This is a genomic window from Roseibium sp. LAB1 (assembly GCF_054658235.1).
Genome location: NZ_BAAGIB010000001.1, coordinates 18,491 through 42,964, shown reverse-complemented (window position 1 = coordinate 42,964; position 24,474 = coordinate 18,491). Strand labels below are relative to the sequence as shown.

Sequence of the window (24,474 nt, the reverse complement as noted above, 5' to 3'; positions counted from 1 at the left end):
ACAAGGACGCCAGCTGTGTTTGACAGCCTGCTGAAGGATCAGGCCAACGTGACGCTTGCCAGCGTTCCGGATGGGGCCGAAAGCTACGCTCTTGCCAGGTTGCTCGCCGAAACCGACAAACAGGGTCTTGCACTTGTGTTTGTCGCCCGCGATGCCACCCGTATGGCCATGGTCAGTGAAGCGCTGCAGTTTTTTGATCCAACGGTCGACATCCTGCAACTGCCGGCCTGGGATTGTCTGCCCTACGACCGTGTGTCACCGAACTCGGCCATCAGTGCCCGCCGGCTGCTGGCGCTTGGTCAACTCGCGCGGGGCATTGCGGACGGGCGGAAAACCGTCTTGATGACGACGCTCAACGCTGCGCTCCAGCGCATGCCTGAGCGTTCTTTCATGGCTGATCAGACCTTTTCCATGGCACCGGGAAACCGTGTGGATATGGCAGCCATTTCCGCCTGGCTGGAAATGAACGGCTTTTCGCGAACCCCGACGGTGCGCGAGACGGGTGAATATGCGGTGCGCGGTGGCATTGTCGATCTGTTCGCGCCCGGCGCGGAAGAACCGGTGCGGCTCGATTTCTTCGGCGATACGCTCGAGTCGATCCGCTCGTTCAACGCCGAAACCCAACGGACTTCCAAACAGCTGAAGCGGCTCGACCTGGTTCCGATGAGCGAAGTCGTCTTGTCGGAGGAAGCGATCTCGCGTTTCCGTCGGTCTTATCTGGCCAATTTCGGCGCCGCCAGCCGTGAAGACGTGCTTTATCAGTCGATCAGCGACGGCCGGCGGTATGCCGGAATGGAACACTGGCTGCCACTGTTCCACGAACGGCTGGAAAGCCTGTTCGATTACATCGGCGACACGCCCGTTGTGCTGGATACCAGCATGAGCGACGCGGTGCGTGAACGGGTCGACCAGGTCAATGAATATTACCGCGCGCGTCAGGAAGCGCGTGAAATGGGGACCAGCGCCGGAACGGTACCTTACATGCCGGTGGAGCCGGCCAGTCTCTATTTCACTGAAGACGAATGGCGTGCCGCCGTTGCCGACCGGGCAAGCGCCTCGCTTGATCCTTTCACTCCACCGCCAGGCAGTGGCAAGACGATTGTCGAACTTGGTGGGCGCCAGGGCCGCAGTTTCGCCGCTGAACGGGCCGCCGGCGACATCAATATTTTCGATGCGCTGACCACCCATGTGCGTGACCTGCAAAAACAGGGCAAACGCACAGTGATCGCCTGCTGGTCTGAAGGTTCGCGGGACCGTCTGGGTCAGATCCTCGGCGATCATGGTCTCGGCGCGGTCAAGAATGCGGACACGCTGAAGGAACTCGAGGACCTTCCCGCCAAAACGACGGCGCTTTGCATCCTCGGCATCGAGCACGGTTTCGAGCTGAAAGACGTTGTCTTCATCGGCGAGCAGGACATTCTGGGCGACAGGCTGGTGCGCAAGTCGCGCCGAAAGGCCAAGGGCGCCAACGTCATTACCGAGGCGACCGGCCTGTCCGAAGGCGACCTTGTCGTTCATGTGGACCACGGTATCGGCCGGTTCATCGGTCTCAAGACGATCGAGGCTGTCGGCGCGCCGCATGACTGCCTTGAACTGCAATATGCCGGTGGCGACAAACTTTATCTGCCGGTCGAAAACATCGAGCTTCTGTCCCGTTATGGTTCGGAAGATCAGGAAGCCCAGCTTGACAAACTAGGCGGCGGAGCATGGCAGGCGCGGAAGGCCAAGCTCAAGAAACGCATTCTGGAAATCGCCGACGGCCTGATCAAGACAGCTGCACAGCGCGCACTCAAGACCGCACCTGTGGTGGAAACGCCGGACGGCGTCTACGACGAGTTCGCAACACGATTCCCATATGAGGAGACGGACGATCAGCTCACAGCAATCGATGCCGTATTCGATGACCTTTCCTCCGGCCGGCCGATGGACAGGCTGGTGTGTGGAGATGTGGGCTTCGGCAAGACGGAAGTCGCGCTGCGCGCAGCCTTCATTGCGGCCATGTCTGGCCGACAGGTGGCCGTGGTGGTGCCCACGACCCTTCTGGCCCGCCAGCATTTCAAGACCTTTTCCGAACGTTTTCATGGTCTTCCTATCAACGTTGCCCATGCTTCCAGGCTGGTGCCGGCCAGGCAATTGAATCTTACGAAGAAAGGCATCGCCGACGGGTCTGTCGACATTGTCGTCGGCACCCATGCCTTGCTGGGCAAATCCATCGAATTCCGTGATCTCGGGTTGCTGATCATCGACGAGGAACAGCATTTCGGGGTCAAGCACAAGGAGCGGCTGAAGGAGCTGAAATCTGACGTTCATGTGCTGACGCTCTCGGCAACACCGATCCCGCGGACCTTGCAGCTTGCGCTGACTGGGGTACGCGAACTGTCGCTGATCGCAACGCCGCCGGTTGACCGGCTGGCGGTGCGCACGTTCGTTTCGCCGTTCGATCCGTTGGTGGTTCGAGAAGCCCTTCTACGCGAGCATTACAGAGGCGGGCAGAGCTTCTATGTCTGTCCACGCCTTGCCGACATTGCAGAGCGTCTGGAGTTCTTGGAGAACCAGGTGCCTGAACTGAAAGTGGCGGTTGCCCACGGCCAGATGCCCCCGGGTGAACTGGAAGATGTCATGAACGCCTTCTATGAAGGCAAGTACAACGTCCTGCTGTCGACCACGATCGTGGAATCCGGGCTGGATATTCCGACCGCGAACACGTTGATCGTGCACCGGGCGGATATGTTCGGCCTAGCGCAGCTCTACCAGCTGCGGGGTCGTGTCGGCCGGTCCAAGACCCGCGCCTACGCGCTCTTTACGGTTCCAGCCAACAAGACGTTGACGGCAACTGCCGAGCGCCGATTGAAGGTCCTTCAGTCTCTCGAAACGCTAGGTTCAGGCTTCCAGCTGGCCAGTCACGATCTCGACATTCGCGGGGCCGGGAACCTGCTTGGTGAAGAGCAATCCGGCCACATCAAGGAAGTCGGCTTCGAACTTTACCAGCAGATGCTGGAAGAGGCCGTTGCCCAGCTCAAGGATGGCGGCGCGGATTTCGGCGACGAACAATGGTCGCCGCAGATCAATATCGGTACACCGGTCCTCATACCGGAAGACTATGTCGCCGACCTGCAACTGCGCCTGCAGCTCTACCGCCGTTTGGGCGATGTCACCGAGGCGGAGGAAATTGATTCCTTTGGCGCTGAACTGATCGACCGTTTTGGGCCACTTCCAGAGGAAGTGCAGCATCTCCTCAAGATCGTCTTCATCAAGGGTCTGTGCCGCAAAGCCAATGTGGAGAAGGTCGATGCCGGTCCGAAGGGGATCGTCATCACGTTCCGCAACAGCGAATTCGCCAATCCGGCGGGGCTTGTTTCCTACATCGCCGAACAGGGCGTTCTTGCGAAGATCCGGCCGGACCAGAAGGTGGTGCTGTCTCGCGACTGGGAGAAAACCGATGCTCGCTTGAAAGGCACGGCAACGGTGCTGACAAAGCTGGCGCGGTTGGCGGCAGCTTGACTGGTTGCTGCCGCCAGGCCTGGCCTTGGAGCCAATCTATCTGATACTTGTTGAGCAACATTCGGACCTCAATCCCCGTCCGACCAGCCTTCCGCCCCTACAAGTGGCACATAAGCGACTGCACCAAGATTCTCCACCTGGAACTCTGTTTCGGAAGTCCGCAACACCCGGATCAGGTCCTGCAATCGCCTGGAGCGGCCGACCGGAACGACAAGTCGTCCTCCAACCTTGAGTTGCTTTTTGAGTGAATCGGGAACAGCCGGCGCACCTGCGGCAACGGCAATGGCATCGAAGGGAGCTTCGACCGGGCAGCCGAGAGTACCGTCAGTGCACATGACTTCAACATTGCTGCAACCGGCCTTTAGCAGATTGTCCCGGGCGAGCTGGACAAGTTCCGGAAGGCGCTCGAGGGTGATGACTTTTTGTGCCAGGTCTGCAAGCACGGCTGCCGCGTAGCCTGACCCGGCACCAACTTCGAGAACCTTCGCGTTTTCGCCGATTTCAAGGAGTTCGCAGGTGAGGGCCACCACATAAGGCTGGGATATTGTCTGGTCATGCCCGATGGATAGCGGGCCGTCCCAGTAGGCGCGAGGCTGCTCAGCTTTTGGGACAAAAAGGTGGCGCGGCACTCTGGCCATGGCAGCCAGAACCCGCTCGTCGCTAATGCCGCGACTTTGCAGTTGCCTATCAATCATTTCCGAGCGCGCAGTTGCGAATTGATCCATGGCGCAGCTCCTGCATGACACAAATTTACCGTGCATTTGATTGGTCGTCTCAAGATTCTATTAAACCTAAGACCGCATAGTAGGGGAACCAAGAGGCCAGTGTATCAGCGTTAAGGTCCAAAGAGTGCCCCGAGCAGCTACCCGTCAGCGAAAACAGTCTTTTCTTCGTCGTCTGATCACGCCCGCGATCGCTATCGCGGCGCTTGGCTATTTTGGCTTTCACGCCATGAGCGGTGAGCTCGGTATGGTCGGTCGGGCTATGATCGAGCGCCAGGTTTCCGAGCTGGAGGGAGAGCTGGCTGTCCTGACAGCGCAACGCCAGGAACTGGTTGCCAAGGTCAGCCTGCTTCGGCCCGAGAGCCTCGATCCCGACATGCTGGATGAACGGGCAAGGCTCAATCTCAATCTTGTGCATCCTGACGAGCTTGTAGTTCTGCGACCGGGGCATCGTTACAGCATGAACTGAATTTCGGTTTATTTTGCTCAATTAACAAGAAATCAGTTAAACATTAAATTATATAGCCAAAACAAAGCGTTGATGTATTTGTTGCAGTGCGAGATGTGTGGATTGGATTGACAGACCCAACCGGATAAGTTGCTCCTACCTATCTTAGGGGAAACGTCACGCCGAGATGAGGGTTATGGCCACAGCATCAAAGACCACTTCCGCTAGCTCCAAGAGCACCAGCCGGACCCGCAGCTCCGCCAAGAAGGCGAAGCCTGCGATCGCCGAGTTCGATAAGGACGAAGAACTTCACGCATACCGCGAAATGCTTCTGATCCGCCGTTTTGAGGAAAAAGCCGGACAATTGTACGGTATGGGCCTCATCGGCGGATTTTGTCATTTGTATATCGGACAGGAAGCTGTCGTCGTCGGTATGCAGATGGCCAAGAAAGACGGCGATCAGATGATCACCGGTTACCGGGATCACGGCCACATGCTGGCGATGGATCTCGATCCGAAAGGCGTGATGGCGGAATTGACCGGTCGTCGCGGTGGCTTGTCGAAGGGCAAGGGCGGCTCCATGCACATGTTCTCCAAGGAGAAGCATTTCTATGGCGGCCATGGCATCGTCGGTGCGCAGGTGCCCCTCGGTACCGGTCTCGGCTTTGCCAACAAATACCGCGAAAACGGCAATGTCGCGATGGCCTTCTTCGGAGACGGTGCGTCCAACCAGGGCCAGGTCTACGAGAGCTTCAACATGGCCGAGCTTTGGAAGCTGCCTGTCGTTTATGTTGTCGAGAACAACAAGTACGGCATGGGCACCAGCGTTGCCCGGGCATCCGCCACCACGGACCTCTCCCAGCGCGGCGCCTCTTTCGGCATTCCGGGCAAGCAGGTCGACGGCATGGATGTACGCGCCGTCAAGGCTGCCTCCGCCGAGGCACTGGAATGGTGCCGTGAAGGCAAGGGGCCGTTCATTCTCGAGATGATCACCTACCGCTACCGCGGCCATTCCATGTCGGATCCGGCAAAATACCGCTCCAAGGACGAAGTCCAGAAGATGCGGACCGAGCACGACCCGATCGAGCAGGTGCGTGCGCGCCTCATGGACAAAGGGTGGGCCTCGGAAGACGACCTGAAGGCCATCGACAAGGATGTTCGTGCCCGGGTTGCCGAAGCTGCCGAATTTGCCCAGACGGATCCGGAACCGGATGCGTCTGAACTTTACACCGACATTCTGCTCTAAGGCCGGGGGACAACATGCCGATTGACATTTTGATGCCGGCGCTTTCGCCGACAATGGAAGAAGGCAAGCTCGCCAAGTGGCTGAAAGCCGAAGGTGACACCATTTCCGCAGGCGATGTGATCGCCGAAATCGAAACCGACAAGGCCACCATGGAAGTCGAGGCGGTCGATGAAGGCACGCTTGGAAAGATCCTGGTTGCCGAAGGAACCGACAACGTCAAGGTGAACGAGAAGATCGCCGTTCTCCTGGCCGAAGGTGAAGACGCCAGCGCTATCGATTCCGCTGCATCCGCACCTGCCGCCGCCGCTCCGGCTCCGGCTGCCAACGAAGCGCCGAGCGCACCTGCTGTTGCTTCTGCGCCGACACCGGCAGCTCCTGCACCCGAGACTGCCGAAGATCCGGAAATTCCGGCCGGTACATCGATGAAGTCCTCTACCGTACGCGAAGCCTTGCGTGACGCCATGGCCGAGGAAATGCGCCGCGATCCGGACGTCTTCGTCATGGGTGAAGAGGTTGCCGAATACCAGGGTGCCTACAAGATCACCCAAGGCCTGCTCGACGAGTTTTCCGCAAAGCGCGTTATCGATACGCCGATTACCGAACACGGCTTTGCCGGTCTTGGGGTCGGGGCAGCGATGTCGGGGCTGAAACCGATCGTCGAGTTCATGACATTCAACTTCGCCATGCAGGCGATCGACCAGATCATCAACTCCGCCGCCAAGACGCTTTACATGTCAGGCGGACAGATGGGCGCGCCGATTGTTTTCCGTGGACCTAACGGTGCCGCGGCTCGCGTCGGCGCGCAGCACTCTCAGGATTATGCATCCTGGTATGCTCATGTGCCCGGCCTGAAGGTGGTGCAGCCTTATTCCGCGGCGGACGCAAAAGGTCTTCTGAAGGCTGCCATCCGCGATCCGAACCCGGTCATCTTCCTGGAAAACGAAATCCTCTACGGACATTCCTTCGAGATCCCGGACATGGACGATTTCGTCCTGCCGATCGGCAAGGCCAAGGTGGAGCGTGGTGGTACCGACGTGACCCTGGTTTCCTGGGGCATCGGCATGACCTACACCATGAAGGCCGCAGAAGAGCTGGCGGGCATGGGTATTTCCGCCGAAGTCATCAACCTGCGGACCATCCGGCCGCTGGACATCGACACGGTGCTGGCGTCGGTGCGCAAGACTGGCCGGGTCGTCACGGTTGAAGAAGCCTACCCGATGTGTTCGGTGTCTTCGGAAATTGCCTATCAGGTTCAGGAAAAGGCCTTCGATTATCTCGACGCCCCGATCCTGCGCGTGACCGGCAAGGATGTTCCGATGCCTTATGCTGCGAACCTTGAAAAGCTGGCTCTGCCCAACGTTGGCGAAGTCATCGATGCGGTCAAAGCAGTGACCTACACCGCCTGAGGCCAGGGAGACGGACATGCCAATCAATATTACCATGCCGGCCCTTTCTCCGACCATGGAGGAGGGCAACCTGGCCAAGTGGCTGGTCAAGGAAGGCGATCAGGTTTCGGCGGGCGATGTGATCGCCGAGATCGAAACCGACAAAGCCACGATGGAAGTCGAAGCGGTTGACGAAGGCACGGTCGGAAAGATCGTCGTGCCGGCGGGAACTGCCGGTGTGAAGGTCAACGAACTGATCGCCGTGCTTCTGGAGGACGGCGAGGATGCCAGCGCCATTGACACATCCGGTGGTTCTGCTCCTGCGGCCTCGTCCGGTGGTGACAAGGTTCCTGCCGTGCCCGAAAGCTCTCCGGCGATCGAGGTCGGTGCCAAGGCGGCCACGGATCCGGTCCCGGCTCCGAAAACGGAAGGTGGCGAGCGCATTTTCTCGTCGCCGCTTGCGCGGCGTCTTGCCCAGCTGAATGGTCTCGACCTGAAATCGCTTTCCGGTTCCGGTCCGCACGGTCGTATCGTCAAGCGCGACATCGAGGCAGCTCTGGCTGCAGGAACAGGCAAGGCTGCACCTGCCGCTGCTGCTGCCGAAACTCCGAAGGCCGCAGCCGCTGCACCGGCTCTGGCAACCGGTCCGTCCGCGGAACAGGTTCTGAAACTGTTCGACAAGGACAGCTACGAGCTTGTGCCACACGATGGCATGCGCAAGACCATCGCAAAGCGTCTCACCGAGTCCAAGCAGACCATTCCGCACTTCTATGTCTCCGTGGACTGTGAACTCGATGCGTTGTTGGCCCTCAGGGCCCAGCTCAACGATGCTGCTGCCAAAGACAAGGAAGGCAAGCCGGCCTACAAGCTCTCCGTCAACGACATGACAATCAAGGCGCTGGCCTTGGCGTTGCGCGATGTGCCGGATGCCAATGTCTCCTGGACCGACGACAACATGGTCATGCACAAGCATGCGGATGTTGGTGTTGCCGTTTCCATCCCGGGTGGTCTGATCACGCCGATCATCCGCCGGGCGGAGGAAAAGCCTCTGTCTGTCATTTCCAACGAAATGAAGGATTACGGAAAGCGGGCGAAAGAGCGGAAGCTGAAGCCTGAAGAGTATCAGGGCGGCACCACAGCAGTTTCCAACATGGGCATGATGGGCGTGAAGAACTTCTCGGCCGTCGTCAACCCGCCGCACGCGACCATCCTGGCCGTTGGCGCCGGCGAAAAACGCCCTGTTGTGAAGAATGGCGAACTCGCGGTCGCCACGGTCATGAGCGTAACGCTCTCAACCGACCACCGCTGCGTGGACGGTGCGCTTGGCGCCGAACTGCTCGCCGCCTTCAAGGGCTACATCGAAAATCCGATGAGTATGCTGGTTTAAGCCTCATCTCCGGCGCGGCGGCAACGCCGCGCCGTTTTCAATCGATGACTTCAATCGCCGGGGAACAACACCATGGCTGATACCAATTACGACGTAATCATCATCGGCTCAGGGCCGGGTGGTTACGTAACCGCTATCCGCTCCGCCCAGCTGGGCTTCAAGACTGCGATTGTCGAACGCGAGCACCTGGGCGGCATATGCCTCAACTGGGGCTGTATTCCGACAAAGGCGCTGCTGCGCTCGGCTGAAATCCTGGATCACGCCAACCATGCCAAGAGCTTTGGGCTGACCCTGGACGGTACCATGAAGGCGGACGTCAAGGATGTCGTTGCCCGTTCTCGAGGCGTTTCCGCCAGGTTGAACGGGGGCGTCGGCTTCCTGATGAAGAAGAACAAGATCGACGTGATCTGGGGTGAAGCCAAGCTCACCAAACCGGGGGAAGTCTCGGTCGGAAAATCTTCCAAACCGGTCGTCGAACCCCAGAATCCAGTCCCGAAAGGTGTGAAGGGCGAAGGTACCTACACCGCCAAGCATATCATCGTGGCGACCGGTGCACGTCCACGTGCGCTGCCGGGTATCGAACCAGACGGCAAACTTATCTGGACCTATTTCGAAGCCATGAAGCCGGCCAAGATGCCGAAGTCCCTGGTGGTCATGGGCTCCGGTGCTATCGGCATTGAGTTCGCGTCCTTCTATCGTTCGATGGGTGTTGACGTTACTGTTGTCGAGTTGATGGCCAACGTGATGCCGGTCGAGGACGAGGAAATCTCGAAATTCGCACGCAAAGCGCTCGAGAAACGTGGCCTCAAGATCATCACCGAAGCCAAGGTGACCAAGGTCGACAAGGCGGCAAATTCCATAACTGCCCATGTTGAGACCAAGGACGGAAAGGTGAGCCAGATTACGGCTGACCACCTGATTTCCGCTGTCGGCGTTCAGGGCAATATCGAAAATATCGGTCTGGAAGCACTCGGCGTAAAAACTGATCGTGGCTGTGTCGTCATCGATGAGTATGGCCGTACCAACGTGCCTGGCATCTACGCCATTGGCGATGTTGCCGGCCCGCCGATGCTCGCTCACAAGGCTGAACATGAAGGTGTGATCTGCATCGAAAAGATTGCGGGTGTTCCTGGCGTTCATGCGATGGATCATCGCAAGATTCCGGGGTGCACCTACTGCAACCCGCAGGTTGCTTCTGTTGGCCTGACCGAGGCAAAGGCAAAGGAGCATGGGCGTGAAATTCGCGTTGGACGCTACATGTTCAACGCAAACGGCAAGGCCATCGCGCTCGGCGAAGACAACGGAATGATCAAGGTCATTTTCGACAAGAAGTCCGGAGAGCTTCTCGGTGCTCATATGTGTGGCGCCGAAGTGACCGAACTCATTCAGGGCTTTGTGGTCGCCATGAACCTCGAGACGACAGAAGAAGAACTGATGCACACGATCTTCCCGCATCCGACACTTTCGGAAATGATGAAGGAATCGGTGCTCGACGCCTATGGCAAGGTTCTGAATGCCTGATTCCCGGTCGGCCCCGGACAAAAAGTGCCGGGGCCGATCCGACCGTCTCACCTTCGCGCCGACGACATTCACAACGGCTGCGTCAAGCCGAAGGCAAATTCTGGACATCGGTGCTGGACGCCTCTTCCGAAATGGGTAACTTGAGACCGTTTGGGGAACAGGCTGAAAGGAGTCTTCAGTCATGGATGTGAAAGCAATTCTGATCTGGGTAGCCATCGGTATCATCGCCGGCTGGTTGGCAAGCGTCGTCGTTGGTGGCGGTGGTCTGGTCCGTTACCTCGTCAGTGGTCTAATCGGCGCTTTCGTCGGGGGCTTTCTGTTCAAGCTCGCCGGCATCAACGTCAATCTCGGCAATGCCTACGTGAATGAGATTGTTGTGGCAGCTGTCGGTGCGATTGTCGTCGTTCTTCTGGCGCGCTTGATCGCCTGAGAAATCTTGCTCGGATGAAATAGGAGCCCGCGATGGGGTGGATCATCACAATCATCATCGGCCTGATTGCGGGTGCCGTTGCACACCGGGTGCTGAACAGCCGCGGCGGTTTTCTCGGTAGTCTGGTTGTCGGCCTTGTTGGAGCACTGGTCGGTGGTGAACTCGCCTCACTTCTCAACCTGCATGTGACCGGCGGGATTCTCGATCGGCTGATCATCGCCGTTCTAGGCTCGATCCTGTTCCTGTTCATCTGGAAGAAGATGTTTCGGTGACCTGATGGGAATGAGCCGGCGAGGACAGGAGTTTATTGGATGACGGGTCAGGGAATTGAAGTTTCAATATATCTTTTTCTAATTTTCTACGGAGCAATTTTCCGTAATACGATTTTCAGCCGTTTATTTTTGGTACCTGCCGCAATAGTCCTTGTTGTGGGCGCTATTACTGTTGGTATTGAACTATCGTTTATCGTCATTTTTTGTCTTCTGCCTATCGTGGATTTGTACAAGCGCATCAGAACCAGATTTCCCGGGTCATCTTCCTCCGATGAGCCTTTGGGGCAATCGGAAGCGAATTGACGAATGGAGTCACCAGACCAATTCCCGCTTCGGGCAGCCGACAAGCTTCGTTACGGAGATACGGACCGGCAGGGACACGTCAACAACGCCGTTTTCGCCACGTTTTTGGAAACCGGCCGTGTCGAGCTGCTCTACAATGACGCACTGGCAGACGATGGCGCAGCTTTCGTGATCGCGCGGTTGGAACTGGACTTCCTGGCGGAGGTCAATTGGCCGGGCGATGTAGAGATCGGAACCGCAGTGCTTGACGTCGGACGCAGCTCGTTCAAGCTGTTCCAGAAGGTATTTCAGGATGGCAGGGCGGTGGCACAGGCTGTCACGGTAATCGTCCAGATGAACGAGAGCACGCGCAAGTCTCAGCCGCTTTCGGAACACGCAAGGAAACGACTACAGGAACTGACCGGGCCTGCGTTAAGCACATAGCTGGCTCAACACTAATCCGTCTTGACCTTTCACCGGAATAACGACACTTAAGGCCCATGGTTACGATCGTCGACACGCTCAATCGCCCGCAGCAGCAATCCGAAGCGCGCCCGCGCCATCCGGAAAAGGCTCACCGTCCGGACAATCCTATCCAGCGCAAGCCGCACTGGATCCGCGTCAAGGCACCGACATCACCGGTCTATCGCGAAACGCAGAATGTCGTGCGCGAGAACAATCTCGTCACGGTCTGCGAAGAAGCGGGGTGCCCGAATATCGGTGAATGCTGGTCGAAAAAACATGCCAGCTTCATGATCCTTGGCGACACCTGTACGCGTGCCTGCGCCTTCTGCAATGTTCGTACGGGCATGCCCGGTCCTGTCGATCCGAAGGAAGCCCAGGGTGTTGCGGATGCCGTTGCCGCCATGGGCCTTGAGCATGTGGTTATCACTTCGGTCGACCGGGACGATCTGGACGATGGCGGCGCACGGCATTTTGGCGATGTCATCACTGCCATACGCAAGACAGCACCGACGACCACCATCGAGGTTCTGACGCCCGATTTCCTGCGCAAGGACGGTGCTCTTGAAATCGTCGTGGCCGCAAAGCCGGATGTGTTCAATCACAACCTGGAAACCGTGCCGTCTAAGTATCTGACCGTGCGCCCGGGCGCCCGTTATTTCCATTCGATCCGCCTTCTTCAGAAGGTCAAGGAACTGGATCCGGAAATGTTCACCAAGTCCGGTATCATGGTCGGGCTGGGGGAAGTGCGTAATGAGGTGCTCCAGCTGATGGACGACCTCAGAGCCGCCGATGTCGATTTTCTGACGGTTGGCCAATATCTGCAACCGTCGAAAAAGCATCACCCGGTTGTGTCCTTCGTGACACCCGAAGAGTTCAAAGGTTATGAGCGCATAGCCTACGCGAAGGGTTTCCTGAAGGTATCAGCCAGCCCGCTGACGCGGTCGTCTCACCATGCGGGTGAAGATTTCGCGGATCTTCGCGCAGCCCGGAAAGCAAAACTCGGCCACTAGCGCCAACGCAACAGGACACTGGACACCTTATGCCCAGTTTTTCATCCGACCATAAGGTCAATCACAAGGCGGACGAGATGTTCCGCCTTGTTGCCGATGTTGAGCGCTATCCCGAGTTCGTGCCGCTTTGCCAGGATTTGCATGTGCGTGGCCGCAAGGAGCTTGATGGCGGACGGACGGTACTGGTTGCCGACATGACGGTCGCCTACAAGCTATTCAAGGAAACCTTCACCAGCCGTGTCGAACTGCGACCGCAGGAGCGGACGATCCTGGTGGAATATCTGGATGGGCCCTTCAAGCACCTGGAAAACAGGTGGACTTTCGCGGACACAGGCGAGGGCACCTGCATTGTCGGATTCTATATTTCCTACGAATTCCGCAGTCGTACGCTCGGGTCTCTCATGGGGGTCATGTTCGAAAAGGCATTCAGGAAGTTTTCCAGCGCCTTTGAAGCCCGTGCAGACCAGGTCTACGGGACCTGACCGAGCCGTTCCCAGGTTTTATTTGAACTGTTTGAAGGCGTCGCGAATGATGCGAATGCGGCTCGACTGCATGTCGACGGGTTCAGCCCTCCGACGGATCTGCTCGATTTCCTTCTTCTTCAACCCAAGGCTTTCAAGCGTTGCGAAAGAAGTGTAGTCGGTGCAGACGGGTGTGCGGCTGGAGCCGACGTTTTCCTCCACGATGAGATTCCGACCTGCTGCGGCCTCTTCTTCCGTCCAGATAACGGTGTTCGAGGAGACCCAGAAGGTACGGTCACAATAGCGGGCTTCGTAGTAGCCCTCTTTCGGTTTTGTCAGGATTTCGTGGAAACCGGTAAACGTGCCGTTGGAATACTGGGACCTGATATAAAAATCACTCTGAGCGTGGGCGCTGCCGGTAACTGAGATACCAGCGGCTGTCAGAGTGGCGAGGAACGCGAGAGCGCGTTTCATGTCAGGGTCCTTTTTTCTGTGCGTTTCTGTCACCTGTTCTCGTTGAAAGTCTAAGCTCACCAGCTTACCCGAGCCTTACCGGCCCGGTGCCGGCTTATATCAGTTGCCGTGATACGACTTGGCGGCGTTTTCACCACCAGTTGTTTTGAAGGCTTCGCGGATGACGGCAAAGCGGTTAACCCGCTTGACCGACGATCCATCGTTCTGAACGACAAGACGCGGATCGTCCTGAACACCGAGGTCTTCCAAAGTCACTTGTTCTTCCGGATGGTTGCAGATCGGGCGCCAGCCTTTGCCACGATTGAACTCAACCCGAACTTCGTATTCCTGCTGGACTTCAAGCTGTGTCCAGGCAACGGTTGCATATCGTACCCAATAGGATCTCCCGCAATACTGGACTTCAACCAGGCCGTCCGCCATCCGGTCATAGATGCGGTGGGAGCCGCGGAACAGCTGATTGCGGTCGCGGGATATAATATAGGTATCGCCCGGCTTCAGCGCAGCATTGCCGGCAAGCGCGTTGGTGCCGGCAAGGACAAGGGCGCTTGCTGCAAGAAGCGCACGTTGGATTAACATATCCCGTTTCCTTAACCGCGAAATCATTTCGCGTATTGGTTCCTGCTTATGGTGACCATACGGCAAGTGTTTGTAAAAGTGATTTCGTAAGGGAAATAGTTTTTATTAAAACTTTAAACGGTGCGATTATACGCAGAATTCTGCCGAATTCCTGGAAATACACATCAGCGCTCAGCGTGTGTGATATGTGCCGTGGCTGTTTCCAATCTTGTCGTTCTGGAAAATTGCACCGATCGCGGAAAGCCGGCTTTGTGGCGCCACTGGCTCGTCCGACGTCGCAAGCAGATCCTGTGCACTCAAGGTGATGCCGATATCCTCGAGCTTGACCTGTCTCTCGGGATTGCCGCAGATTGGCCGCCATCCACGACCGAAGTTGAATTCTACCTGAACGGTGTTGCCGCGTTCCGCTTCGACCTGCGTCCAGGCAACGGAATGACTGCGCACGAAATAGTTACGCTCGCAATAGGACACCTTGTTCAACCCGCGGGAATAATCCGTGAACAGTTTGTGGCTGCCCACAAAATGCCCACTGCGGTCGCGCGAGATCAGGTAGAAATCGCCGGGCTTGGGAATTGCGCCTGCAATTGCAGTGGAGCTTGCGCACAAAAATGCAGCCAGAAGGGTCGCCGGTTTTATCATATAGGATCGGATCTTGAGTTACGTTCAGGTCAAGTTGTCCGGAATATACATATGACCAAGCGGAAGCCCAGCGCGAACTCCTGCGAGCGTTAATGAGCATTTACTCAGGAAATTGCATTTAAAATCGATGTAAGCGCAGTTCTGACGGTCGCCAAGCGGATCGATTGCCTGCCATTGTCCGCAAACCAGCAATGAACATGATCAGTCGGCCGGTTCCGTGCTGCTACCGCGATATGAACAGTGCCGACCGGTTTTTCAGCACTTCCTCCGCCTGGTCCAGCAATACCGGTGACGGAGACCGCGATATCCGCCCTGGAGCGGGCAAGAGCACCTTCCGCCATTGCTATTGCAACTTTCTTGCTGACTGCGCCGTGTGCGTCGATCAGCTCCTTCGGAACGCCAAGCATCTCGATCTTCGCTTCATTGGAATAAGTAACGAAACCTCGGTCGACAGCCGCTGAAGACCCCGAAATTTCCGTAAGCGCCGCGCAGATCAGTCCGCCAGTGCAGGATTCCGCCGTTGTCACCATTTTCTCGGCAGATATCAACCCGTCCAGCACTGCGATCGTCAACGGTGCAAGTTCTTCCAGATTGTTTGGAGATGTTTCGGTCATCGAAGTCTAGTCCTCGTCCTGGAAGGGCAGACGAACGGTCACGCTGGCCAGGGCTGCGATGCCTTCCTTCCGGCCGGTAAAGCCCAGGCGTTCCGACGTCGTCGCCTTGATGGAAACCCGTGATACAGGTACGGAGCAAATCCCGGCAACGGAAGTGCGAATTGCCTCGCGATGCGGACCTATCTTTGGTTCTTCGCACACAATGGTGACATCGATATGTGCCAGTCTGCCGCCGCGCTCGGATAGCCGGCGCAAGGCATCCTGTTGAAACCTGTCGGAAGAAGCGCCTTTCCACTGCGGGTCGCTCGGTGGAAAATGTTGACCGATGTCACCATCGCCAATGGCACCCAGCGTTGCGTCGGTGATGGCGTGCAGCACCACATCCGCGTCCGAATGTCCCTTGAGCTTGCGGGCGTGCGGAATGGCAACCGCGCCCAATATGACGGCCTCACCGTCTTCAAAGGCATGGACGTCATATCCGATCCCGGTTCTGACATCAGCAAGCTCCGAGAGCGGCGGGAGAGAGGTGGGGGCAGTGGACATTTGTTGAAACTCGGCATGTTGTTCCGCGCGCCGGAGGTCGGCGGCGGTTGTGATCTTGAAAGCAGCGGGATCTCCCTCCGTCAGGACAATGGTCATCCCGTCCCATTCCGCAAGGCCGGTGTCATCAGTGAAATCAAGTTTTTTGGCCGCGATCGCCTTTTCGTGTGCTGCTAGAATGCGCTGAAGGGAAAAAGCCTGTGGTGTCTGCGCGGCCCAGAGCCCGGTTCTGTCGACTGTTTCGATCGAGTTGCCGGATTGGTCGGCTTTTTTCAAAGTATCGGCAACCGGTACGGCGGCAAGCACTCCTTCGTCGCCTGCGTCCAGCCGGTCAAGCAATCTGTCGATCACTGCTGCAGGAAGAAATGGCCGCGCCGCATCGTGGATCAGGACAAAATCAAATCCTTCGAGAGCGAGGGCTTTCAAACCCGCGAACACCGATTGCTGCCTGGTCGCACCTCCAAAGACGGCAGGCCCCATCTTTAAAGCACAGTCTGGATCCACGACTGTCGTGGCTTTTGAAAAATGCCCCACATCGTCGGGATGGATGACGGTTACCACACGGCGTATCCGGGGATGATTCCCGAGTGCATTCAGTGTATGGCTCAACACCGGACGGCCAGCCAACGGCCTGTATTGCTTGGGTAACGCATTGTCGGAGCCCGCAAGACGGGTGCCACGCCCTGCGGCAACGACTAGGGCGGCAGCGGTTTTTGTCATCAACGGGCTCCTTTTGGTCTGCATCAAACCGTCAGCTTTGAACCGTCTTTACCTAGGAACCTGTTCGGACCGCAAATTTTGACTTGTTGCATTGCGAAACTTGTCTACAATATAGGCAATTATGAATCTGCACAGTCAATAAGCAGAAAAGAGACGCTGTGTCGCCGTCTATGAAAACGCTCACGATTGGCCGGTATCAACTCGCAAACCCGGCAGTGCTCGCGCCGATGTCCGGCGTGACCGATCTTCCTTTCCGTCGGCTGGCTGCCCGATATGGTGCAGGCATGGTCGTCAGCGAAATGGTCGCAAGCGAATCCTTTGTCAAAGGCGATGCCGAAACTCAGATGCGTGCTGAAGCACAAGACAAGGGGCTCCATGTTGTGCAACTTGCAGGGCGCGAAGCTCGCTGGATGGGCGAGGCCGCCAAGGTCATTGCAGATCTTGGCGCTAATGTAATCGATATCAATATGGGATGCCCCGCAAAGAAGGTGACTTCCGGTTACTCGGGATCTGCCTTGATGCGGGATCTGGATCATGCCCTGACGCTGATCGACGCCACGGTCGCGGCGGTGGACATTCCGGTGACGCTGAAAATGCGCCTTGGTTGGGATGACCGGAGCCTGAATGCACCGGATCTGGCTCGCCGCGCAGAAGCTGCTGGTGTGCAACTGATCACCGTTCACGGGCGCACCCGTTGCCAATTCTACAAGGGCAACGCCGATTGGCGCGCGATTGCCGCTGTTAAAGAGGCGATTTCAGTTCCTTTGATCGCCAATGGCGATTGCAAGAGCTTCGAAGATGCCTTGCGTATGCTGCAGCTTTCCGGTGCGGACGGTGTGATGATCGGCCGGGGTGCCTATGGACGGCCATGGCTGCCCGGTCACATTGGCCATTTTCTGATGACTGGCGAACGGCTGGAGGCACCACAGGGTGCTGAATTCGCCGAGCTTGTTGCGGAACATTACGAGGCCGTCTTGAGCCACTACGGCGAGCGTCAAGGCGTTCGCATCGCACGCAAGCATCTCGGTTGGTATCTGGACGAAGCAGCACCCTTGAGTGCGTCAGACATTCCCGGACCGGTTCGCAAGACCCTCATGACTTCCAATCAGCCGTCGGAGGTCATTCGACTCGCAAGCGACTGGCTTTCTTCCTCGAACAAACGGACAGCAGCTTGAAGGACACAATGTCTCAGACAGGCCGAACGGCCGCACTCGCCAGTGACGGGCCAACCATACTTGATGCCTTGCCGCACCCGGTGCTTCTGGTCGCACCGGACGGCGTGATCGAGTCGGCCAATATGGCTGCCGAAATTTTCATGCGCTCCAGTGTGTCTGTGCTTCGTCGCCATCCGATCAGCGATTTTGTTCCTTTCGGCAGCCCCTTGCTGACCTTGATCGAGCAGGTGCGTGAACGCAGCGCGCCGGTCAATGAATACAAGGTCGACATCGGTTCCCCGCGGATCGGCGCTCCGAAGGTCGTGGACATCAACGCTGCACCGGTTGCCGAACGGCCCGGCGCCGTGGTGCTGATGTTCCAGGAACGCACCATGGCCGAAAAGATCGACAGGCAGCTGACCTCCAGGGGAGCGGCGCGGACCGTGACCGGCCTTGCCGCGATGCTGGCTCACGAAATCAAGAATCCGTTGTCGGGTATTCGCGGCGCGGCTCAGTTGATCGAACAGTCGGTACCCGCAGAAGACCGCGCGCTTACGCGTCTGATCATGGATGAAACCGACCGGATCGTGAAACTGGTCGACCGGATGGAGGTCTTTTCCGACGAGAGGCCGATCGAGCGGGAGCCGGTCAACATTCACGTGGTGCTGGACCATGTGAAGCGTCTGTCGGATTCAGGCTTTGCCAGGGGCAAGCGTATCGTGGAAATCTACGATCCGTCGCTGCCGCCGGTCTACGCCAACAAGGATCAGCTCATTCAGGTGTTCTTGAACCTGATCAAGAATGCCAGCGAAGCGATTGGCGACGATCCAGACGGCGAAATACGCGTTTCGACGGCCTTTCGACCGGGTGTGCGTCTATCCGTTCCCGGAACCGACGAGAAGGTCAGCCTGCCGCTGGAATTCTGTGTCCAGGACAACGGTCCAGGCGTGCCGGAAGACCTGCTTCCGCATCTGTTTGAACCTTTTATCACTACCAAGACCAATGGCTCGGGCCTGGGTCTTGCACTCGTTGCCAAGATTATTGGCGACCATGGCGGTGTTATCGAGTGCGACAGCCAGCGCCAGAAAACCGTTTTCCGCATTCTGATGCCTGCATTCACGGGCGCCGGTACGGCTTCGTCCGACCGGACCAGCAGAGGAACCGAGTAACCATGCCGACGGGCACGATTTTAGTTGCAGACGACGACGCAGCCATCCGCACCGTTCTCAACCAGGCCCTGTCCAGGGCCGGTTATACGGTGCGGCTGACCTCCAATGCATCAACGCTCTGGAGATGGGTCTCTTCCGGCGATGGCGACCTGGTGATCACCGATGTGGTCATGCCGGATGAAAATATCTTCGATGTGCTGCCGCGCATGAAGAAGATGAGGCCGGAGTTGCCGGTTCTGGTCATGAGCGCGCAGAACACCTTCATGACGGCCATCAAGGCCTCGGAGAAGGGGGCATATGAATATTTGCCCAAACCGTTCGACCTGAAGGAGTTGACCAGCATTGTCCAGCGTGCGCTGGAAGAGCCGAAGAAACGGCCGGCGGTCGACCTGGACGATGCGGGCGAGGGCATGCCCCTGGTCGGACGATCTCCGGCCATGCAAGAGATCTACCGGGTTCTTGCGCGGCTGATGCAGACCGACCTGACGGTCATGATCAACGGCGAATCCGGCACCGGCAAGGAACTTGTCGCGCGCGCGCTTCATGACTACGGCAAACGGCGCAACGGTCCGTTTGTCGCCATCAACATGGCGGCCATTCCCAGGGATCTCATCGAAGCCGAGCTGTTCGGTCACGAGAAGGGGGCCTTTACCGGTGCGCAGAACCGTAGCTCGGGCCGATTTGAGCAGGCGGATGGTGGCACGTTGTTTCTGGACGAAATCGGCGACATGCCTATGGAAGCGCAGACGCGGCTGCTCCGCGTATTGCAACAGGGCGAATACACCACGGTCGGGGGGCGCACCCCGATCAAGACCGATGTCCGCATCATCGCCGCCACCAACAAGGATCTGAGGCACCTGATCAATCAGGGCCTGTTCCGAGAAGACCTCTATTTCCGGCTGAATGTGGTGCCGATCCGCTTGCCGCCACTGCGCGAACGCGTCGAGGACATTCCGGATCTGGTGCGGCATTTCTTTACGCTCGTTGAAAAGGAAGGGCTGCCGGCAAAGCAGATCGACCAGGGAGCCCTCAACTTGCTGCGCCGGTATCGCTGGCCTGGAAACGTGCGAGAGCTGGAAAACCTCGTCCGTCGCTTGGCTGCGCTTTATCCGCAGGATGTGATCAGTGAAAACCTGCTGGAACAGGAACTGAGCCAGCCATCGGTTTCTCCGATGGAAGAGGAAACGCAGGAGACCATCAATCTCGGCGGTTCTGTCGAGCGCTATCTCTCCGGTTACTTCGACACGTTTGGCGATGCCTTGCCGCCACCTGGGCTCTACCACCGCATTCTGAGGGAGGTGGAATATCCGCTGATCAGTGCTGCGCTTGCGGCTACGCGAGGGAACCAGATCAAGGCGGCTGAACTGCTCGGGGTCAACCGGAACACGCTGCGCAAGAAGATCCGGGATCTCGATATCCAGGTGATGCGGTCCACCCGATAGTCTCTCTACAGGATCGTTGGAACGATGTGGCGGGCAGATCTCGAGGTCTGTCCGCTTTTTTGTATCGAACAGGGGAGATGCGAACTTGGTGGTGAATCACGTGCGAGCGGACAGTACGAGTATCCGCCTATCCGGCCGCGCTTTTCTGCGGTAAAATCCCTGTCAGAGCGAGTGATCCAATAAACGAACTTTCGTGAAAACATTAATAATTTCAATTAAATAGTTTGAGCTTTTGGCCTGTCCACCGCAATTTTTCAACGCATCTTCGGGTCTGTCGCAATTTCGCAACATTGTGTGATAAGTTTGCCGCAAATAGAGGTGACTATCCGCATTTGGAAGGCGGAAGACAAAAAGAGACCGAATGATACTGGAAGCGGTACAAGAACCAGTCGCTCAATCAAGCGCCGCCGGCAAATTCTGGCGGCGGATGGGACTTGCGATCATTCTGCTGGCGCTCGTCTCCATCGGCGTCACCTTTGTCATTCTGATGGGTTTGACTTCCATCGATCCGACGAGGGATGTCATCACGGTTGCGATGACCATCAACGGCGCGCTGGCCGCGATTCTCGTTGGTGTGATCGCCTTCGAAATCCTGAAACTCTGGCAAGCGCGCAGGCGCGGACGGGCTGCTGCACGACTTCATGTGCGCGTTGTTGCCCTTTTCAGCGTCGTTGCGGCCGTGCCGGCGGTGCTGATGGCCATTCTTGCCGCCATAACGCTTGACCGCGGCCTTGATCGCTGGTTCGAGGACCGTACCCGCCAGATTATCGATAATGCCCTCACTGTTGCGCAGGCGTATCTTCAGGAGCATGCCAGGGTTCTTCGTGGCGATCTGATTGCCATGACCAACGATATCGACCGGGCGAAGGCAGTCTATGAATTCGAGCCGACTCGCTTTGACCAGTTCTTTTCAACACAGGTATCCTTGCGCGGTATTCTCGCGGCCTTCATTTTGAACGAGAACGGTGAGGTCGTTACCCGCGTCGTACTGGATCCGAATGCGGAAGTACCGCTGCCGCCTGCAGACAGTTTCTTCAAGGCAAAATCAGGGGATCCGATCCTGATCGCACCTGGAAGTTCCAATCTTGTCGGCGGTGTCATGAAACTGTCGGCCTATGACAATTTCTATCTCTACGCCGTGCGTGCGATAGATCCTCGAGTTGTCGAATATCTTCGTCTCGCCGAAACTGGTGCCTCCCAATATCAGCAAATGGAGAACAGCCGCTTCGGCGTTCAAGTTGCCTTTGCGCTGGTCTATCTGGGCGTTGCCCTTGTGTTGCTTCTGTCGGCGATCTGGATCGGATTCGGCTTTGCCAACCGGCTTGTGTCGCCTATCCGAACGCTGATATCGGCGGCTGACGAAGTGTCCAAAGGCAATCTTGTCGTCAAGGTGCCAACCGAAAAGTCTGGCGGAGACCTGGCAAATCTTGGTGAGACCTTCAACAAGATGACCGGACAGCTTCTGGGACAACGGGACGCTTTGCTGGCTGCAAACGAGCAGATCGACAGGCGCAGGCGGTTCAACGAAGCCGTGCTATCCGGTGTTTCTACCGGCGTTATCGGCGTGGACGACGAAGCTTCCATCATGCTGATCAACCGGTCTGCGCTTGAGTTGCTGCAGCTCGATGAAGTTCAGATCCTGAACAAGTCACTGGTCGAAGTGGTTCCCGAACTCTACGACTGCATTTCCGCCGTGCTGAAGAACGACAACGAAAAACTTCCCGAAACCCAGATCGAGATCACGCGGGGCGGGCGGCTGCGCAGCATCAACGTGCGCATCACCCGGGAGCAGTCGACACGCCGTGAACACGGCTTTGTGGTCACGCTGGACGACATTACCGATCTTGTGTCTGCACAGCGCAATTCTGCTTGGGCGGATGTTGCCCGGCGCATTGCACATGAAATCAAAAACCCTTTGACGCCGATCCAGCTTTCGGCCGAACGCATCCGCCGCCGTTATGGCAAACGCATCGAGGAGGACCGTGAGGTTTTCGATCAGTGCATTGATACGATTGTGCGGCAGGTTGGCGATATCGGCCAGATGGTGGACGAATTCTCTTCCTTTGCTCGCATGCGCAAGCCCAAGAAGACGCCGGGTGATCTGCGAGAAGCCGTGCGCGACGCCGCCTTCATGCAATCGGTCGCGAATCCGGAAATCAGCGTGACCGCGGATGTGCCATCCAGCCCCGTCAAGGCTGTCTTCGATGCTCGTCTCGTTGGCCAGGCCTTGACCAACGTCGTCAAGAACGCCGCCGAGGCCGTGAGCGCACGGACAGGCGACGATTTGCCAAAAGGCAAGGTGACCGTGCATCTGCGCGGTGAAGCGGATGACGGTAGCGGCCGGATCGTGATTGACGTCATTGATAATGGCATCGGTCTGCCGGAAGAAAATCGCAGCCGGCTATTGGAACCTTATATGACAACCCGGGAGAAAGGGACTGGCCTTGGCCTGGCCATCGTCCGCAAGATCCTGGAAGACCACGGCGGAGGCATCGAGTTGCTCGACGCCCCCAAAACCAACCCTGAGGACACGGGCACGCTCGTTCGACTGACCTTGGCAGCTCAAGCCGAGATCGAGCCGGAGACCGACCTGCAAAACCAGACTGTGACTGCCCATGGCGCATGATATTCTAGTCGTAGACGACGAAACCGATATTCGCGAGATGATCGCCGGCATTCTTGATGATGACGGCTACGGTACCCGGACCGCACACGATTCCGACAGCGCCCTTGCTGCGGTGAAGGAGCGCAAACCGTCGCTCGTGATCCTGGATATATGGCTGATGGGAAGCCGCCTCGATGGATTGGCGCTTCTCGATATCTTCCGCGAAACCGACCCGGAAATGCCCGTTGTGATCATATCCGGCCACGGAAATATCGAAACCGCTGTCTCCGCCATCAAGCGGGGTGCCTACGATTATATCGAAAAACCATTCAAGGCAGATCGACTGGTCCATATCGTTGAGCGGGCGCTGGAAGCCTCGAGCATGAAGCGCGAAATCCGCGACCTGAAACAGCGCAGCGGTGAAACCAGCGATATTATCGGCAATTCTTCTGCTGCGCATAACCTGCGGCAAACCATTCAGAAGATTGCCGGAACGAACAGCCGCATCCTGATCGTCGGGCCTTCAGGTGCCGGCAAGGAGCGCGCGGCCAGGATGATTCACGACATGTCGCCCCGGGCCAAAAGCCCTTTTGTGGTGCTGAATGCCGCAACGATCACACCCTCGCGAATGGAAGAAGAACTGTTCGGCATCGAGGATGAAAACGGCAATCTTCGCAAGATCGGTGCCCTTGAAGAAGCCCACGGCGGCACGCTCTACCTCGATGAAGTGGCCGACATGCCGGCCGAGACCCAGGGAAAGATCCTTCGGGTTCTCGTCGAACAGAGTTTTGCCCGCGTCGGCGGCACCCAGAAGGTACAGGTCGATATCCGCATTCTGTCTTCGACGTCGAAAAACCTTGAAGAGCACATCGCCTCGGGCCTTTTCCGGCAGGATCTGTATCACCGGCTGAGCGTTGTTCCCCTGCGGGTGCCTGGACTTGCCGAGCGGCGCGAGGACATTCCTGTTCTGGTGCACCATTTCATGCATCAGATTTCTGGCGCGTCCGGTATCCCGAAACGGCCGATCGGCGATGATGCCATGGCAGTGCTGCAAACACACGACTGGCCAGGTAACGTGCGCCAGTTGCGCAACAACGTCGAGCGCCTGATGATCCTTAGCCGTGGTGATCCGGACAGCACGATTACCGCCGATCTGCTACCTGCCGAAATCGGTGAGACCCTGCCGAGCCTGCCGACGTCCGGCACGGGTGAACACTTGATGTCTGTGCCCTTGCGCGAGGCCAGGGAAATCTTCGAGCGTGAATATCTGCAGGCACAGATCAAGAGATTTGACGGTAATATCTCGCGAACTGCCGAATTTGTCGGTATGGAACGGTCTGCGCTTCACCGGAAGCTGAAAACCTTGGGCATGACCTGAGACACTTCAGTTTTTCGGGACGCGATAGGTAAC

The 24,474-nt window shown here is 57.5% G+C and carries 23 protein-coding genes; 17 read left to right on the top strand and 6 right to left on the bottom strand.

The window, feature by feature from the left end:
* Positions 1-15: 15 nt before the first annotated feature.
* Complete coding sequence (gene mfd / locus ACYQ54_RS00200) at positions 16-3,501, top strand: transcription-repair coupling factor (protein WP_460078236.1); 3,486 nt, start codon at positions 16-18, stop codon at positions 3,499-3,501.
* 68 nt (positions 3,502-3,569) lie between these two features.
* On the opposite strand, the gene ACYQ54_RS00195 is transcribed toward mfd, so the two are convergent.
* Positions 3,570-4,226, bottom strand: a complete 657-nt coding sequence (locus ACYQ54_RS00195) for a protein-L-isoaspartate(D-aspartate) O-methyltransferase (protein ID WP_460078234.1) — start codon at positions 4,224-4,226, stop codon at positions 3,570-3,572.
* A gap of 124 nt (positions 4,227-4,350) precedes the next feature.
* On the opposite strand from ACYQ54_RS00195, the gene ACYQ54_RS00190 reads away from it, so the two are divergent.
* From ACYQ54_RS00190 to ACYQ54_RS00140, 11 genes are all read left to right on the top strand, one after another.
* Positions 4,351-4,692: an FtsB family cell division protein gene (locus tag ACYQ54_RS00190; protein WP_460078232.1), complete on the top strand. Its 342-nt coding sequence runs from the start codon at positions 4,351-4,353 to the stop codon at positions 4,690-4,692.
* A gap of 175 nt (positions 4,693-4,867) precedes the next feature.
* Positions 4,868-5,917 carry a pyruvate dehydrogenase (acetyl-transferring) E1 component subunit alpha gene (gene pdhA, locus ACYQ54_RS00185; protein ID WP_460078229.1) on the top strand — a complete coding sequence of 350 codons (1,050 nt, stop codon included), beginning with the start codon at positions 4,868-4,870 and terminating at the stop codon, positions 5,915-5,917.
* Positions 5,918-5,931: 14 nt separating this feature from the next.
* Entirely contained in the window at positions 5,932-7,323 is a 1,392-nt protein-coding gene (locus tag ACYQ54_RS00180) for a pyruvate dehydrogenase complex E1 component subunit beta (RefSeq protein ID WP_460078227.1), read from the top strand.
* A gap of 16 nt (positions 7,324-7,339) precedes the next feature.
* Positions 7,340-8,689 (top strand): pyruvate dehydrogenase complex dihydrolipoamide acetyltransferase, encoded by a 1,350-nt coding sequence (locus ACYQ54_RS00175; RefSeq protein ID WP_460078225.1) that lies wholly within the window; start codon positions 7,340-7,342, stop codon positions 8,687-8,689.
* Between the two features lie 72 nt (positions 8,690-8,761).
* Positions 8,762-10,210, top strand: a complete 1,449-nt coding sequence (gene lpdA / locus ACYQ54_RS00170; RefSeq protein ID WP_460078222.1) for a dihydrolipoyl dehydrogenase — start codon at positions 8,762-8,764, stop codon at positions 10,208-10,210.
* A 181-nt stretch (positions 10,211-10,391) separates the two neighbouring features.
* The gene (locus ACYQ54_RS00165; protein WP_460078219.1) at positions 10,392-10,640 is read left to right on the top strand and encodes a GlsB/YeaQ/YmgE family stress response membrane protein; all 249 of its coding nucleotides are present in this window, start codon (positions 10,392-10,394) and stop codon (positions 10,638-10,640) included.
* A 32-nt stretch (positions 10,641-10,672) separates the two neighbouring features.
* Positions 10,673-10,912 carry a GlsB/YeaQ/YmgE family stress response membrane protein gene (locus ACYQ54_RS00160; protein WP_460078218.1) on the top strand — a complete coding sequence of 80 codons (240 nt, stop codon included), beginning with the start codon at positions 10,673-10,675 and terminating at the stop codon, positions 10,910-10,912.
* Between the two features lie 39 nt (positions 10,913-10,951).
* Entirely contained in the window at positions 10,952-11,215 is a 264-nt protein-coding gene (locus ACYQ54_RS00155) for a hypothetical protein (protein WP_460078215.1), read from the top strand.
* A gap of 3 nt (positions 11,216-11,218) precedes the next feature.
* A complete protein-coding gene (locus tag ACYQ54_RS00150) occupies positions 11,219-11,638 on the top strand; it encodes an acyl-CoA thioesterase (protein ID WP_460078213.1) in 420 nt (139 codons plus the stop codon).
* Positions 11,639-11,694: 56 nt separating this feature from the next.
* Complete coding sequence (lipA, locus tag ACYQ54_RS00145; protein WP_460078210.1) at positions 11,695-12,669, top strand: lipoyl synthase; 975 nt, start codon at positions 11,695-11,697, stop codon at positions 12,667-12,669.
* A 29-nt stretch (positions 12,670-12,698) separates the two neighbouring features.
* Positions 12,699-13,151, top strand: a complete 453-nt coding sequence (locus ACYQ54_RS00140) for a type II toxin-antitoxin system RatA family toxin (protein ID WP_460078208.1) — start codon at positions 12,699-12,701, stop codon at positions 13,149-13,151.
* A gap of 18 nt (positions 13,152-13,169) precedes the next feature.
* Here ACYQ54_RS00140 and ACYQ54_RS00135 read toward each other — a convergent pair whose 3' ends face one another.
* The 5 genes from ACYQ54_RS00135 to ACYQ54_RS00115 form a co-directional block, all read right to left on the bottom strand.
* Positions 13,170-13,604, bottom strand: a complete 435-nt coding sequence (locus tag ACYQ54_RS00135; protein WP_460078206.1) for a hypothetical protein — start codon at positions 13,602-13,604, stop codon at positions 13,170-13,172.
* Between the two features lie 99 nt (positions 13,605-13,703).
* Positions 13,704-14,180: a hypothetical protein gene (locus tag ACYQ54_RS00130; protein WP_460078203.1), complete on the bottom strand. Its 477-nt coding sequence runs from the start codon at positions 14,178-14,180 to the stop codon at positions 13,704-13,706.
* A 171-nt stretch (positions 14,181-14,351) separates the two neighbouring features.
* Positions 14,352-14,819, bottom strand: a complete 468-nt coding sequence (locus tag ACYQ54_RS00125) for a hypothetical protein (protein WP_460078202.1) — start codon at positions 14,817-14,819, stop codon at positions 14,352-14,354.
* A gap of 104 nt (positions 14,820-14,923) precedes the next feature.
* Positions 14,924-15,433: a CinA family protein gene (locus ACYQ54_RS00120; protein WP_460078200.1), complete on the bottom strand. Its 510-nt coding sequence runs from the start codon at positions 15,431-15,433 to the stop codon at positions 14,924-14,926.
* Between the two features lie 6 nt (positions 15,434-15,439).
* On the bottom strand, positions 15,440-16,693 hold the full coding sequence (locus ACYQ54_RS00115) for a bifunctional 2-C-methyl-D-erythritol 4-phosphate cytidylyltransferase/2-C-methyl-D-erythritol 2,4-cyclodiphosphate synthase (protein WP_460078198.1): 1,254 nt from the start codon (positions 16,691-16,693) through the stop codon (positions 15,440-15,442).
* A 170-nt stretch (positions 16,694-16,863) separates the two neighbouring features.
* On the opposite strand from ACYQ54_RS00115, the gene dusB reads away from it, so the two are divergent.
* The 5 genes from dusB (at position 16,864) to ntrX (ending at position 24,441) form a co-directional block, all read left to right on the top strand.
* Positions 16,864-17,868, top strand: a complete 1,005-nt coding sequence (dusB, locus tag ACYQ54_RS00110; protein WP_460078196.1) for a tRNA dihydrouridine synthase DusB — start codon at positions 16,864-16,866, stop codon at positions 17,866-17,868.
* A gap of 8 nt (positions 17,869-17,876) precedes the next feature.
* The gene (locus ACYQ54_RS00105; RefSeq protein ID WP_460078194.1) at positions 17,877-19,016 is read left to right on the top strand and encodes a two-component system sensor histidine kinase NtrB; all 1,140 of its coding nucleotides are present in this window, start codon (positions 17,877-17,879) and stop codon (positions 19,014-19,016) included.
* A gap of 2 nt (positions 19,017-19,018) precedes the next feature.
* Positions 19,019-20,458 carry a nitrogen regulation protein NR(I) gene (ntrC, locus tag ACYQ54_RS00100; RefSeq protein ID WP_460078193.1) on the top strand — a complete coding sequence of 480 codons (1,440 nt, stop codon included), beginning with the start codon at positions 19,019-19,021 and terminating at the stop codon, positions 20,456-20,458.
* 361 nt (positions 20,459-20,819) lie between these two features.
* Positions 20,820-23,084 carry a sensor histidine kinase NtrY-like gene (locus ACYQ54_RS00095; protein ID WP_460078190.1) on the top strand — a complete coding sequence of 755 codons (2,265 nt, stop codon included), beginning with the start codon at positions 20,820-20,822 and terminating at the stop codon, positions 23,082-23,084.
* Positions 23,074-24,441 (top strand): nitrogen assimilation response regulator NtrX, encoded by a 1,368-nt coding sequence (gene ntrX, locus ACYQ54_RS00090; protein ID WP_460078189.1) that lies wholly within the window; start codon positions 23,074-23,076, stop codon positions 24,439-24,441. The genes ACYQ54_RS00095 and ntrX overlap by 11 nt, the downstream gene beginning before the upstream one ends.
* Positions 24,442-24,474: the final 33 nt, after the last annotated feature.